Consider the following 13,231-nt stretch of genomic DNA (forward strand, 5'->3'; position numbering starts at 1 on the left):
TCAATGAAGTTTTAACCAATTCAGCCCCGATCCGGGGTGCGGGACGGGTTTTTGGGCGGCTGGATGGCAAGGCGGGGCGAGAGATGACTGTTTCCAAGTGCGGGACAATGAAGGCCTGGCAGCAATTGAAGGCAGAGATTCGGGGCTGCCGGATCTGTGCAGACCGCTTTGCCGCCACCGCCACTGCGCATGAGCCGCGCCCGGTTGTGTGGTTCCGCCCCTCAGCGCGGATCCTGATTGCCGGCCAGGCGCCGGGTGCGCGAGTGCATGAAAGCGGCCGCCCCTTTACCGATCCGTCCGGCGACCGGCTGCGGGCCTGGCTGGGCCTCACTGAGGCGGAGTTCTATGACAAGGACCGGGTGGCGGTGGTGCCGATGGGGTTCTGTTTTCCCGGCTACAACGGCAAAAAGGCGGATCTGCCGCCGCCTGCGGTGTGCTGCAAGACCTGGCATGCCCAAGTGATGGAGCAGCTGCCGGATGTCCGCCTCAAGGTGCTGGTCGGCGCGCATGCGCAGCGCTATCACCTGGGGGTGAAGGGGCCTTTGACACCGCTGGTTCAGGGCTGGAGGGATCATGCGCCGCAGGTCTTCCCCTTGCCGCACCCGTCTTGGCGTAATACCGGATGGCTGAAGAAAAACCCCTGGTTCGAAGCCGAGCTGCTGCCGGTGCTGCAGACCCGGGTGAAGGAGCTGATGCGATGACAGAAGAAACCCCGCTGGATCTGGCCCATGCGGCGATGGAGGCGGCCTCGGCGGATGATGCCGCCCGGCTGCGGTTCTACGAGCGGCTGGCTGACAGCGAACTGTTCCTTATGCTGACAGAAGAAGCCGCCGGCGGGCAGATCTCGCCTGAGTTGTTTGAGACGCCTGAAGGCGCCTTTGTGCTGGTGTTCGACCGCGAAGAGCGCTTGGCGCAGTTTGCGGGCCGGGCGGTGCCTTATGCGGGGCTTTCCGGCCGCGTCATCACCCAGATGCTCGCCGGGCAGGGGATCGGGCTGGGCCTGAACCTGGAGGTGGCGCCCTCTGCCATTCTGATCCCGGCCAGTGCGGTCGGCTGGCTGCATCAGACCCTTGGCCACACCCCGGACGAGGTGGAAGCCGGCATTGCGGAGTTTACACCGCCAACCGGGATGCCGGAGGTGCTGCTGACGTCGCTGGACGCCAAGCTGGCTACTGCCGGCGGGTTGGCGGCAGCGGCCTATCTGGCGGGGGTGCGGTATGCCGGCGGCGGCCAGGGGCATCTGCTGGGGTTTGTCGGCGCCAAGGAGGCTGCACAACCGTCGCTGGCCAAGGCAGCGGGCGAAGCGCTGACCTTTTCCGGAATTGAGGCGGGAGCGATGGATGTGGCCTTTTTTGAGGCCGAGGATCCAGTTGCGGCCAGCCTGGCCCGGGTCGGGTTGCGGTTCGACCTGCCGCAGCCGCCGGAACCGGACGCCCTCCAGCCGGAGATCCCGGGCAGCAATCCGGACAAGCCGCCGCGGCTGGTGTAGCCGGGCCGGATCGGGAGGGGGGCGCTCCCGCCTGCTCCGGCACATTTTGTAAATGTGCCTCACAGTTGGGGGGGGCGCTGTGCTGTGCACAGCGCGGCTCTTTCTGCTGAGACGCGCTTGCGGAGCAATTTTCTCCATTGAGCGTTTGTTCGGGGGTATGCCAGCCCTTGACCCGGCAAAGGGTAGAAGGCTGCTTGCAATCGGTGGTGCGCCGCGCGACAGCGCGGCGCCAGGCCCAAGGCCGAAAAAGGAAGCCCAGGCATCGCCTGGGCTTTCGCGGGCGCGGGAGGGTTTGGCTGGCGGTTATTCCGCTGCCGGTTCCAGCTTGTCCTGGGTGCGGGTGTCGAAATCGCTCGCGTCGTGGCGCTCGTGCAGCTGGGTGTCCAGCTCGCCGAAGGAGCGGTTCACCATGCGGCCGCGCTGCACTGCCGGGCGGGCGTCGATGGCTTTGGCCCAGCGGACCACATTGCTGTAGCTTTCCGCATCCAGGAATTCCGCCGCATCATAAAGACGGCCCAGAACCAGCTGGCCGTACCAGGGCCAGATCGCCATGTCGGCGATGGTATAATCTTCACCGGCGATATAGCTCCGCTCCGCCAGCTGCCGGTCCAGCACGTCAAGCTGGCGTTTGCTCTCCATCGAAAAACGGTCGATCGGGTACTGCCATTTCTCCGGCGCATAGGCGTAAAAATGGCCAAAGCCGCCGCCGAGATACGGGGCGCTGCCCATCTGCCAGAACAGCCAGTTCAGGGTTTCGGTGCGGGCAGTGCCCTCCTTGGGCAGGAATTCCCCGAATTTCTCGGCCAGATGCATCAGGATCGAACCGCTTTCGAATACCCGCACCGGTTCATCGCCGCTGCGGTCCAGCAGCGCCGGGATCTTAGAGTTCGGGTTGATCTCCACAAAGCCGGAACCGAACTGGTCGCCGTCGCCGATCTTGATAATCCAGGCGTCATATTCGGCGCCCGCATGGCCCTTGGCCAGAAGTTCCTCCAGCATCACCGTGACCTTTACCCCGTTCGGGGTCGCCAAAGAATAAAGCTGCAGCGGGTGCTTGCCCGCCGGCAGTTCCTTGTCATGCGTCGCGCCGGCGATAGGGCGGTTGGTGGAGGCAAACTCGCCGCCGTTTTCTTGCTCCCACTTCCAGACTTTCGGCGGGGTATAGGGGGTGTCGCTCATCTGTCGGGCCTTGCTTTGATTGTTTCCGGTTTGCGGTCAATCGCACGCGCTGCGGCAATTGGCTGTGGCAGAGATAAGAGGGGATTTGGAAATTCCAATGACTGGAAGGTACGGAGGCGGAAATTTTACAAAATGCTCACGGGGTCTCGTCTGCGCACACAGCCGCGTGAACCCCCCTTCGCATTTGCGCCGGGACCTATAGTGTCTGACACGAAGCCGGATAAGATGCCGGTGCCCGAATTGAAGCGATCACCGATGAAAGGGAAGATTTCATGAAGCGTTTTGCATTTGCTGCCGTGGCAGCGCTGTCCTTTGCCCTGCCGGCCTTTGCAGGCGAGCAATATGTCGATGGCACCGGATTTGCCGTCTCGGGCTATGACGTGGTGGCCTATCGCAGTCTTGACATGAACCCGGTCGGCAGTCCGCAGACCGCTCCGGTACGCGGCAGCACTGCGTTCACTGCAGAATACAATGGAGCCGACTGGGCGTTTTCCTCGGCGGAGAACCGCGACAAGTTCCTTGAAAATCCGGCCCATTATGCGCCGCAATATGACGGCCACTGCGCCTATGGTGTGTCGCGCGGCGGTAAGGTGCCCGCCAATCCGAACCTGTGGCGCATTGTGGATGACAAGCTGTATCTGAACATCACCGACGTTGTCGTCGGTTTCTGGGAAGAGGACATTCCGGAAAACATCAACCTGGCCGAAGGCAACTGGCCGGGGATTGAGCCGGACGCGGCCTCGGGCAGTGTGATCCCCAAGTTCACCTCCGAAGGTCCGGTGGCGAACTGATTCAGCGCTGGGTTGCCCGGTGCCCTGCTTCTGAGCCGTCCGCCGGGCAAACGGACCGCAGAAATGAAGAACCCGCGCTGCAAGGCGCGGGTTTGCTTGTTTCAAGGGTTGCTCGCAATCTGGCAGCGTCTGCCTGATCTTCAGCGGCGGCGGTCACGGCGCGAGGACATCGGCTGGAACGCCACGCCCACATGCGCTTCGCAATAGGGTTTGCCTTGCTGGGACGGCAGGCCGCAGAACCAGAAGTCCTCGGTCGCGGGATCGCCAACCGGCCATTTGCAGGTGCGTTCGGTCAGATCCATCAGGCTCAGCTTCTTGGCCTTCTTTTCGATCTCGTTGACCTTGGCCAGGGCTTCGGGGCTGATTTCATTGGCCGACGGCTGCGGCGGCAACGGCTGGCCGGCCGGGATGATCTGGCGGCGTGCAGGCGTCGCCGGTTTGGCTTCGGCTGAGGCCGGCTGGACCGCTGCGGGGCGGGCCGGCTCGGTCTTGGGCTGCGGCTTGGGTTTGGCTGCGGCCGCAGGTTTCGGCGCCGCAGCGGCGGGGGCTGCGGCGGGCTTTTCCTTGGGCTCGGCGGCCTTGGTTGTGCCGCTGTTGCGGTTGGACAGGCCGAGGCGGTGCACCTTGCCGATCACCGCGTTGCGGGTGACGCCGCCCAGTTCTTTGGCGATCTGGCTGGCCGACTGGCCCTCGCCCCACATTTTCTTAAGCAGTTCGACGCGCTCGTCTGTCCAGGACATCTGTTGCCTTTCCAAGCTAATAGCGGCCCCAGGGATTCTGCGGCCGCCATCATATTCCGTGTGATCGCCCTATTCTAATCACTGCGGGCGGAGTTACAAGGCATCTTGCGCCCCTTGCCGCAGCCGTTATGCAGGCAAAGCAGCGAAAAACGGGGGCAGCATGGCGGATCAGGGGTATCAGGTTGAATTGGGCGCACGCCGGTTCGGACGGGTGAACTGGCTGGGCCTCAAGGCGCTGGCCTGGCGCGAGGTGAAGCGGTTTCTGGCGGTCTGGACCCAGACGCTGCTGGCGCCGCTGATGACCGCGGCGCTGTTTCTGATGATCTTCAACATCGCCATCGGTCCCCAGCGCGGCGATGTGATGGGGGTGCCGTTCCTGACCTTCCTGGCGCCGGGCATCATGATGATGACGGTGATGCAGAACGCTTTTGCCAATACGTCGTCGTCTATTGTTATTGCCAAGGTGCAGGGCAATATCGTCGACACGCTGATGCCGCCTTTGTCGGGGCTGGAGATCCTGCTGGGTTATCTGGCGGGCGCTGTGGCGCGCGGCACGCTGGTGGCGCTGGCCATCGGGCTGGGGCTGATGGCAGTGCTGCAGATCGTGCCGGCGCATCCGCTGACAGCGCTGGTGTTCATCGTTCTGGGTGCGGCTTTCCTGGGCGGGCTGGGTATCGTGGCCGGGGTCTATGCTGACAAGTTCGATCAGATGGCAGCAATCACCAATTTCATCGTGACACCGCTCGCCTTCCTGTCGGGCACCTTCTATTCGGTTGAGGCTTTGCCCCCGGTTTTAAAAGCGATTTCACATCTGAACCCGGTCTTCTACCTGATCGACGGCGTGCGATTCGGAGTGATCGGCACTTCCGACAGCCCGCCGCTGCTGGGGCTGGCGGTCTGCAGCGGCGCCACCTTTGCGGTGTGCCTGCTGGCCTGGGCCATGCTGCGCTCCGGCTACCGGTTGAAGCCCTGACGCTGCTATTCTGCCGGTACCGGATCTTCGCCTGACGGTGGAACTTGTTTTTTGCGTCCAAGCCGCGGGTGCAGGTTTCCGGCTAGCAGCACCGCCCCCGCGGCGGCTGCCGCACCTGCGGCAAAAATACCCGCAACCGGCGCCGCCAGCAGAACCAGCCAGGCAACGCCAGGGGTCAGAATGCCGGAAATGTCGCGGTAGCTGGAATAGACCGCCGACATCTCAGTGCGCTCGGACGGCTTCACCGCCATCAGAAACGGCAGACCCGCACAGATATCCAGGAGAATCAGTGCGGCCGAACCGGCCACCAGCAAGGTGATCGACACTGCTGGCCATCCCTGGGCAACACAAGCGGCGCCAAAACAGGCGGTCACCCCCAAAAAGCCGGCCTGCACCGCAAGCCGGATCGAATGCCGTTGCACCCAGCGCTGCAGCAGCGGTGCGCCGAACAGGGCGGCATTGGTAACGGACAGCAAGATACCGCCCAGTTCCTCGCCCAGGCCTTTTTCGATAGCAAAGATCGGCAGGTAGACCACATAGATCCACCACCCTGCCGAGCGGATCACCGCAAACAGCCAGCCTGCGACCAGACGCGGCTGCGCCAGAAAGCGCGGCAGGTAGGTCAAGGGATTGGAGGCCGGGCCGCGGGCGCGGGCGATCTGCTTGCCGTTGCCCATCCGCATCCACCAGAAGGCCGCCAGCATCACCAGCGCAGCGCTGCCGGATATCAAAAACGGGGCGGGCGCCCAGACCTCAAGCAGCAGCACGCCGGCCACCGGGCCTGCGGTCCAGCCAAGGGCCGAATAGAACATCCGCGAGGTTTCGCATTGCCCAAGTTCCATCCGGGAAATGTAGTCCAGCACATAAGCGTTGAAGCAGATGAAAGTGGTCACCGCCGCCACTGTGTTCAGTGCAAGGGCGGCAAGCACCGAAACCGGGCTGCCCTCGATGGCAAAGCCGGCTGAGGCGACGAACATCAGCGCGCCAAGCGAATAGGCCCAGCGGCGCGGCAACAGCCGGATCAGGACAGGGATCATCAACCCGGCCAGCAGCGACAGGATGCCGACCGCAAAGTATGAGGCAGAAACCATCCCGGCATCGCCCAATGCCCGGTACATGATCAGGGGAAAGACCGAGATCAGGATGCCGCGCACCACGGCTTCCAGCCCGGCCAGGATGCCAAAGTCCCGCACCGAAGGCACTGGCGCATGGCGCAGCCATTCGGGAATCCGCCTCTCGTGCATCTGCGTCCTCCTGTTCTGTCAAAGGACAGCGTGGCGCGGAAGATGCAGGGAAAATGCCGTTTTTCGACGCAAGGGTCGCATGCGGGCCTGGCGCCGGAAATAACTTTTCGTGATGGCCGGGCGGCTAAGGCTTGTGCGCGGCAGCAGCCGCGCGGCCCGCCGGGGGACTGGGCCGCCCTTCCCGCCAGGCAAGGATGGCGGCGCCCGCCAGAATGATAAAGGCGCCAAGGAAAGAAATGGCATCCGGCACCACGCCAAAGCCAATAAAGTCATAAAGGGCTGCAAAGACCAGCGTCGCATAGCTGAACGGCGCCGCAAAGGAGGCATCAGCGCGGGCCATGCCATTGATGAAACAGGCCTGGGCACAGGCCATCAGCAGCCCCAGTGCGGCCAGCGCGCCCCACTGCGCAAGGCTGGGCATTTGCCAGACCGGCACCACGGCGCAGCTTGCGATTATCATGCCCAGCAGGTTGTTGAACCAAAGCACCTGCAGCGGCCCTTCGCGGCCCGCGAGCTTCTTGATGAAAATCAGCTCCAGCCCCATCACCGCCGCGGCCCCCAGCGCCAGCAAGGCTGCGGGCTGGAAGCTGGCCGGGGTAGGGCGCAAGAGGATCATCGCTCCGATCATGGCAACCAACGCCGCCCCCCAGCGCCAGGGGCCGACCCGCTCGCCCAGCAGCGGAATGGCCAGCAGCATGCCGAACACCGGGTTCAGGAAGGTGATCGCGGTAGCATCGGCCAGCGGGATGTAAGCGACCGAGGCAAACATCAGCGTCACCCCGGCCCAGCCGAAGGAGGTGCGCCCGATGTGATAGCCCCAATGCGGCCGGATGAACCTGGGCCGCAGGATCAGCACCGCAGTTGAAATGCCCATGAAGGCAAACAGGAACCGCCCATGGCTGATTTGCAGCGGATGCAGCGGTGCGCCCAGGCTACCGGTTCCCAATGCCTTGGCCAGCAGAGTGGTGCCTGCGATGAAGGTTGTCGCGGCAAGGATCAGGGCGGCGGCCAGAGCCGGGTTCTGCGGGGTGTAACGGGTCATGGCAAAGCGGTGCGGCAAGCCGCCGCGGGATACAAGAGAAAACGCTCTGCAATCGGCAGCAGTCTTGTGCAGCAAGGGGCGCTGCCCCTCTTGGCCTGGCGACCAATTCACCCCGGAATATTTCGGCAAAGGTGAAGGGGCGAGCGGGGCGCTGCGGCGGATTGGCGGGCTGGGCTGTACAAAAGGGGTTTTCTTTCGCTCAATCCTCCACTATGGAACCCACCCATGATCAAACGCGCAAATACCACCGTTTCGCGACGCCGACGCCGCCTGGCGTGACCGGCCCTTTGATCCATTGTGCCCTTTCATGGCGCATCCCCTTCCAAAATCATTGACCCACCGTTGACCCAAGGCCCCAGCTGTTGCACAGCTTTGGCTTCAACCTTTGAAAAGGATGATCCTGATGATCCCGTCCGTTCTGCCGACCTATAACCGTGCACCGCTTGAGTTCGTCAAAGGCGAAGGCGCCTGGCTGACCGCGGCGGACGGGCGACGCTTTCTGGATCTGGGCTCCGGCATTGCCGTGAATGCGCTGGGCCATGCCCATCCGGCGCTGGTGGAGGCGCTGACCACCCAAGCGCAGAACCTGTGGCATGTCTCTAACCTCTACCACATCCCGCAGCAGCAGGCGCTGGCGGACAAGCTGGTGGAGCATACCTTTGCCGACACCGTATTCTTCACCAACTCCGGCACCGAGGCCTGCGAACTGGCAGTGAAAATGGCGCGCAAGTATTTCTATGACAAGGGCCGGCCCGAACGGGTGGAAATCATCACTTTTGACGGTTCCTTTCATGGCCGGTCGTCGGCCGGCATCGCCGCTGCAGGGTCTGAGAAGATGGTCAAGGGCTTTGGTCCGCTGCTGCCCGGCTTCGTGCATCTGACCTTTGGCGATCTGGATGGCGTGACCAATGCCATTTCGGACAACACTGCAGCGATCCTGATCGAGCCGGTGCAGGGCGAGGGCGGCATCCGCCCGGTGCCGGATGCGGAGCTGAAGGCGTTGCGCGCAATCTGTGATGAGCACGGCCTGCTGCTGATCCTGGATGAGGTGCAATGCGGCGTCGGGCGGACCGGCAAGCTGTTTGCCCATGAATGGGCCGGCATCGCCCCGGACATCATGATGGTGGCCAAGGGTATCGGCGGCGGCTTCCCGTTGGGCGCGGTGCTGGCTTCGGAAGAGGCCGCCAGCGGCATGACTGCGGGCACCCATGGCTCCACCTATGGCGGCAACCCGTTGGGCTGCGCCGTGGGCTGCGCGGTGATGGATCATGTCGCGGAGCCTGAGTTTCTGGCTGAGGTGAAACGCAAGTCGGGTCTGTTCCGGCAAAAGCTCGAAGGACTGGTTGCCGACCACCCGGAGGTGTTTGAAGAGGTGCGCGGCTCCGGTCTGATGCTGGGCCTCAAGTGCAAGGCGGTCAACATTGACGTGGTTAACGCGGGCTACAGCAACGAATTGATCACCGTCCCGGCAGCGGACAACGTGATCCGCCTGCTGCCGCCGCTGACCCTGACCGACGAGGACATCACCGAAGCGGTCAACCGCCTGGAAAAAACCGCCGCCCAGGTCGAAGCCGCCTGATCTTCACCTTTGGATAAATACTCCCGGGGGTCCGGGGGCAGGCAGCCCCCGGCCTTCGCTAGCCAGAAGCGATACAGTGATGAACCATTTTCTCGACATCCACAAAACCGATCCATCCGACCTGCGGGCGATCATCGACCAGGCAAAGGCCACCAAACTGGCGCGCCTTGGCCAGCCCAAGGCCGCCATGGATGATGAGCTGCCGCTGAAGGACCGGATGGTGGCGCTGATCTTTGAAAAACCCTCGACCCGGACCCGGGTGTCCTTTGACGCCGGGGTGCGCCAGATGGGCGGCCAGACCATGGTGCTGTCGGGCAAGGACATGCAGCTGGGCCATGGTGAGACCATTGCTGACACCGCCCGCGTGCTCAGCCGCTACGTCGACATGATCATGATCCGCACCTTTGACGAAACTGTGCTGACCGAGATGGCGGAATACTCGGACGTGCCGGTGATCAACGGCCTGACGGACCGCACCCACCCCTGCCAGATCATGGCCGACGTGCTGACCTATGAGGAGCACCGCGGGTCGATCAAGGGCAGGAAAGTGGTCTGGGCCGGCGACGGCAATAACGTCTGTGCCTCCTTCCTGCATGCCGCCGGGCAGTTCGGGTTCGACCTCACTTTCACCGGCCCGGCGCAATTGGATCCGGAGGAGGAGTTCATCGGTCTGGCGCGCAAGGCGGGCTCCAAGGTGACCGTTGAGCGGGACGCGTTCAAAGCGGTTGAGGGCGCCGATCTGATTGTGGCCGACACCTGGGTGTCGATGCATGACAGCCAGTCCTCCAAAGAGCGCCGCCACAACATGCTGCGCCCCTATCAGGTGAATGACGATCTGATGGCCGCTGCCAAACCTGACGCGCTGTTCATGCACTGCCTGCCAGCCCACCGCGAGGAAGAGGTGACAAGCGCCGTGATGGACGGCCCGCAATCGGTGATCTTTGACGAGGCGGAAAACCGGCTGCATGCGCAAAAGGCTGTCATGCGCTGGTGCATCGGCGGCTGACCTCTGCTGTTTGCGCGGAGGGCGGGTGCTCCCGCCTGCTGCGGTGCATTCAATAGAATGAACCTTGCCAGTTGGGCGTGGCGCCGGGCCTTTGGCCCGGCGCAGTGCGTTTTGCGCGGGCCGTCCGTTTTTGGTCCGGTGGAAAGGGAATTGCGCTGGCTTATGCTGTTCAGCTCTGCAATCCTCGCGCCGGTATTCAAGCGCGAGGGATTTTTCATGGACCGGACCACAGCTTTGCTGATTGTCGACATGCAGCAGGAGATGGCAAATGTGACCGCCTCCGGCCGCCAGCGGGCCAATCCGCAGGCCGAGGAGAAGATCGCAGGTCTGGCTGCCGCTTTCCGCGCAGCCGGCCTGCCGGTTGTGCATGTGATGCACGACGACCCGCAGCAGATCAGCAAGTTCCGCCGCGATCTGCCCAGCGGTCAGCCGATGGAATGCGCCATGCCGGCGGAAGGCGAGGCGGTGTTCTGGAAAACAGGCTCCTCCGGGTTTGTTGGCACCGGGCTGGAACAGCATCTGCGCGACTGCGGCACCTCCCGGCTGGTGATTGCAGGCGGGGTTGCGGCCTTCTGCGTCAACTCGACCGCCCGTTCAGCAGCCAACCTGGGGTTTGAAATCCAGGTTGTTGAGGATGCGCTGATCGCGTTCTCGCTGCCTGCGCGCAAAGGTGGCGAGCTGGACGCCGGGCAGGTGCTGGAGGTGACGTTGTCGGCGCTGCATGCCGACTTTGGCACGGTGCTGCCTGCGTCGGAGATCCTTGCGCAATTGCCGGCAGCCGCGCCCGCCTGAACCACAAAGGTGACGCGATGATCCGCAGTTGCGGGTCCTTGAACCGGGGCGGAATGGCCACCAGCTTTCCAGTGTCACAACAGGGGAGGTTCCGGCATGGCACAGACATCATCGAAACCGGTTGCGCTGATCGTGGGGGCGGGAACGGGCTTGTCCGCCTCTTTTGCCCGGCAGCTGTCAGATGCCGGCTATGCGCTGCATCTTGCGGCGCGCAGCATTGGCAACCTGGAAGATCTGGCCGCAGAAACCGGCGCGCGGCTGCATCAGGTGGATGGCACTGATGGCGATGGGATCGGGCAGCTTGTGGAGAGCCTGCGAGGGGATTTGCGGGTGGCTTGCTACAACCCCTCCGCCCGTGTCCGCGGACCGCTTACGGAGTTGGACCCGGAAACCGTCCGCAAGGCGGTGGAGGTCACGGCTTACGGCGCCTTTCTGCTGGGACAGGCGGCGGCGCGGCGGATGCTGTCACAGCAGCCCGCAAACGGGCGGCGCGGAACCATCCTGTTCACCGGCGCCTCGGCGGGTGTGAAGGGGTTTGCTTTGTCGGCGCCTTTTGCGATGGGGAAATTTGCACAGCGGGGCCTGGCGCAAGCCATGGCGCGGGAACTGCACCCCCAAGGCATCCATGTCGCCTGGGTCAATATCGATGGCGGCATCCGCAATGCATCGCGGCCCGAACGGACCGAGGCCTCGGGCAATCCCGACAGCATGCTGGATCCGGATGCCATCGCTGCCGAATACATGCACTTGATCAATCAGAACCGCTCAGCCTGGAGCGACGAGCTGGTGCTGCGGCCCTGGGTGGAGAGGTTTTGAACCGCGAAAAGAAAAGCCCCCGCAGCCGGCTGGCGCGGGGGCTGTAAAATGCCGCGGCAGTGCGGATCAGCCGACGATGGCGTTCAGCAGCAGGAAGATTACCGCTGACAGCAGCGCGGCAGCAGGCACAGTAATCACCCAGGCAGCCACGATGGTCATAAAGTGGCTGCGGCGCACCAGCTTGCGGCGGCGGCGTTCTTCGGGGGCGATACGCTTGGCTGCCGGGCGCCCTTCAACGGTTTTCTTCAGGCGGCGCTCCATGTGCCATTCGCGGAAAAACCCGACGCCGAACACCGCCCCCACCGCGATATGGGTGGAGGAGACCGGCAGGCCCAGCCAGCTGGCCACAATCACGGTGATGGCGGCAGACAGCGACACGCAGAAGGCACGCATCGGGTTCAGCTTGGTGATCTGGCTGCCGACCATGCGGATCAGTTTGGGGCCGAACAGGAACAGGCCGAACGAAATGCCGAAGGCGCCGATGACCATCACCCATGTGGGAATGGTGACTTTGGAGGCGAAGTCGCCGAATTCGGTGGCGTGCACGATGGCCGCCAGCGGACCGACCGCATTGGCGACATCATTGGCGCCATGGGCAAAGGAAAGAAGGGCGGCGGAAATCACCAGCGGCAGGCCGAACAGCGCCTTCAGCGATTTGTTGCGGTTTTCCATGCCCTCGGACTGGCGCTTGATCAGCGGCGCGGTGATCACATAAGACAGCGCCCCGGCGCCTGCACCGATCAGCAGTGCGGTCTGCAGGTCGATCTTGACGATCCGCTTCAGGCCCTTCAGCGCCAGATAGGCGGCAAAGGCGCCTGCCATGATCCCCACCAGCACCGGCACCCAGCGCCGGGCGGCGGCGATCTTGTCGTCCTGATAGATGATCTTGGCCTTGATGAAGGCCAGGAACAGTGCCGCAACCACCCCGCCCAAAACGGGCGAAATCACCCAGCTGGCGGCGATCTTGCCCATGGTGGGCCAGTTCACCGCGGCAATGCCTGCGGCAGCCACACCGGCGCCCAGCACGCCGCCAACCACCGAATGGGTGGTAGACACAGGCGCGCCGACCCAGGTGGCCAGGTTCACCCACAGCGCCGAGGAAATGAGGGCTGCCATCATCGCCCAGATGAACACGCTGCTGCTGGAAACCGCAGCGGGGTCGATGATGCCCTTGGAGATGGTTGAAACCACGTCACCGCCCGCCAGCAGCGCACCGGCGCTTTCGGCAATGGCGGCAATCACAATGGCGCCGCCCATGGTCAGCGCATTGGCGCCCACCGCCGGCCCCATGTTGTTGGCAACGTCATTGGCGCCGATGTTGATCGCCATATAGGCGCCGAATGCGGCGGCGGCGATCACCACCATATTCATCGCCGAGCCGCCGAAGAAGACGCCGGCCGCCAGGCCGGCCACTACGATAAAGGCCAGTGCGATACCGGGCCCCACCAGAGGCCGGGAGGCATAGGCTGTCGCCAGTTCGAGCTGGGAGATCCTGTTCAGATCCTTGTCCAGCGTGTTCCACTGCGTGCGCTGATCTTGATCGCTCATCGTCGCATTCCTGATTCCGAGGTCTGCGCACG

The 13,231-nt window shown here is 63.6% G+C and carries 13 protein-coding genes; 8 read left to right on the forward strand and 5 right to left on the reverse strand.

Annotation, left to right across the window (positions count from 1 at the left end):
- The first annotated feature begins 83 nt into the window (after positions 1–83).
- Positions 84–701: a uracil-DNA glycosylase family protein gene (locus ETW24_RS06370; RefSeq protein WP_441328128.1), complete on the forward strand. Its 618-nt coding sequence runs from the start codon at positions 84–86 to the stop codon at positions 699–701.
- The gene (locus tag ETW24_RS06375; RefSeq protein ID WP_129370255.1) at positions 698–1,489 is read left to right on the forward strand and encodes an SseB family protein; all 792 of its coding nucleotides are present in this window, start codon (positions 698–700) and stop codon (positions 1,487–1,489) included. The genes ETW24_RS06370 and ETW24_RS06375 overlap by 4 nt, the downstream gene beginning before the upstream one ends.
- Before the next feature lie 303 nt (positions 1,490–1,792).
- Here the strand turns inward: ETW24_RS06375 and yghU are convergent, their stop codons facing one another.
- On the reverse strand, positions 1,793–2,668 hold the full coding sequence (yghU, locus tag ETW24_RS06380; RefSeq protein ID WP_129370256.1) for a glutathione-dependent disulfide-bond oxidoreductase: 876 nt from the start codon (positions 2,666–2,668) through the stop codon (positions 1,793–1,795).
- Between the two features lie 272 nt (positions 2,669–2,940).
- Here yghU and ETW24_RS06385 point away from each other — a divergent pair, with 272 nt between their 5' ends.
- Entirely contained in the window at positions 2,941–3,459 is a 519-nt protein-coding gene (locus ETW24_RS06385) for a YHS domain-containing (seleno)protein (protein WP_129370257.1), read from the forward strand.
- 140 nt (positions 3,460–3,599) lie between these two features.
- On the opposite strand, the gene ETW24_RS06390 is transcribed toward ETW24_RS06385, so the two are convergent.
- Positions 3,600–4,199, reverse strand: coding sequence for a GcrA family cell cycle regulator (locus tag ETW24_RS06390; protein WP_129370258.1), 600 nt, complete (start codon positions 4,197–4,199; stop codon positions 3,600–3,602).
- Positions 4,200–4,359: 160 nt separating this feature from the next.
- Between ETW24_RS06390 and ETW24_RS06395 the strand changes: the two genes are divergently transcribed.
- Positions 4,360–5,172 (forward strand): ABC transporter permease, encoded by an 813-nt coding sequence (locus tag ETW24_RS06395; RefSeq protein WP_129370259.1) that lies wholly within the window; start codon positions 4,360–4,362, stop codon positions 5,170–5,172.
- Between the two features lie 5 nt (positions 5,173–5,177).
- Here ETW24_RS06395 and ETW24_RS06400 read toward each other — a convergent pair whose 3' ends face one another.
- Together ETW24_RS06400 and ETW24_RS06405 are read right to left on the reverse strand one after the other, a co-directional pair.
- Positions 5,178–6,416, reverse strand: coding sequence for an MFS transporter (locus tag ETW24_RS06400; protein WP_129370260.1), 1,239 nt, complete (start codon positions 6,414–6,416; stop codon positions 5,178–5,180).
- A 124-nt stretch (positions 6,417–6,540) separates the two neighbouring features.
- Positions 6,541–7,458 (reverse strand): DMT family transporter, encoded by a 918-nt coding sequence (locus ETW24_RS06405; RefSeq protein ID WP_129370261.1) that lies wholly within the window; start codon positions 7,456–7,458, stop codon positions 6,541–6,543.
- Between the two features lie 403 nt (positions 7,459–7,861).
- Between ETW24_RS06405 and ETW24_RS06410 the strand changes: the two genes are divergently transcribed.
- The 4 genes from ETW24_RS06410 to ETW24_RS06425 all read left to right on the forward strand — a co-directional run bounded on the left by ETW24_RS06410 (position 7,862) and on the right by ETW24_RS06425 (position 11,651).
- Positions 7,862–9,037 carry an aspartate aminotransferase family protein gene (locus ETW24_RS06410; RefSeq protein ID WP_129370262.1) on the forward strand — a complete coding sequence of 392 codons (1,176 nt, stop codon included), beginning with the start codon at positions 7,862–7,864 and terminating at the stop codon, positions 9,035–9,037.
- A gap of 79 nt (positions 9,038–9,116) precedes the next feature.
- Positions 9,117–10,043, forward strand: coding sequence for an ornithine carbamoyltransferase (gene argF, locus ETW24_RS06415; RefSeq protein ID WP_129370263.1), 927 nt, complete (start codon positions 9,117–9,119; stop codon positions 10,041–10,043).
- Between the two features lie 216 nt (positions 10,044–10,259).
- Positions 10,260–10,835: an isochorismatase family protein gene (locus tag ETW24_RS06420; RefSeq protein ID WP_129370264.1), complete on the forward strand. Its 576-nt coding sequence runs from the start codon at positions 10,260–10,262 to the stop codon at positions 10,833–10,835.
- A 96-nt stretch (positions 10,836–10,931) separates the two neighbouring features.
- On the forward strand, positions 10,932–11,651 hold the full coding sequence (locus ETW24_RS06425) for an SDR family NAD(P)-dependent oxidoreductase (protein ID WP_129370265.1): 720 nt from the start codon (positions 10,932–10,934) through the stop codon (positions 11,649–11,651).
- A 66-nt stretch (positions 11,652–11,717) separates the two neighbouring features.
- Here ETW24_RS06425 and ETW24_RS06430 read toward each other — a convergent pair whose 3' ends face one another.
- A complete protein-coding gene (locus ETW24_RS06430; protein ID WP_129370266.1) occupies positions 11,718–13,199 on the reverse strand; it encodes an inorganic phosphate transporter in 1,482 nt (493 codons plus the stop codon).
- Between the last annotated feature and the right edge of the window lie 32 nt (positions 13,200–13,231).

The organism is Leisingera sp. NJS204 (assembly GCF_004123675.1).
Classification (GTDB): domain Bacteria; phylum Pseudomonadota; class Alphaproteobacteria; order Rhodobacterales; family Rhodobacteraceae; genus Leisingera.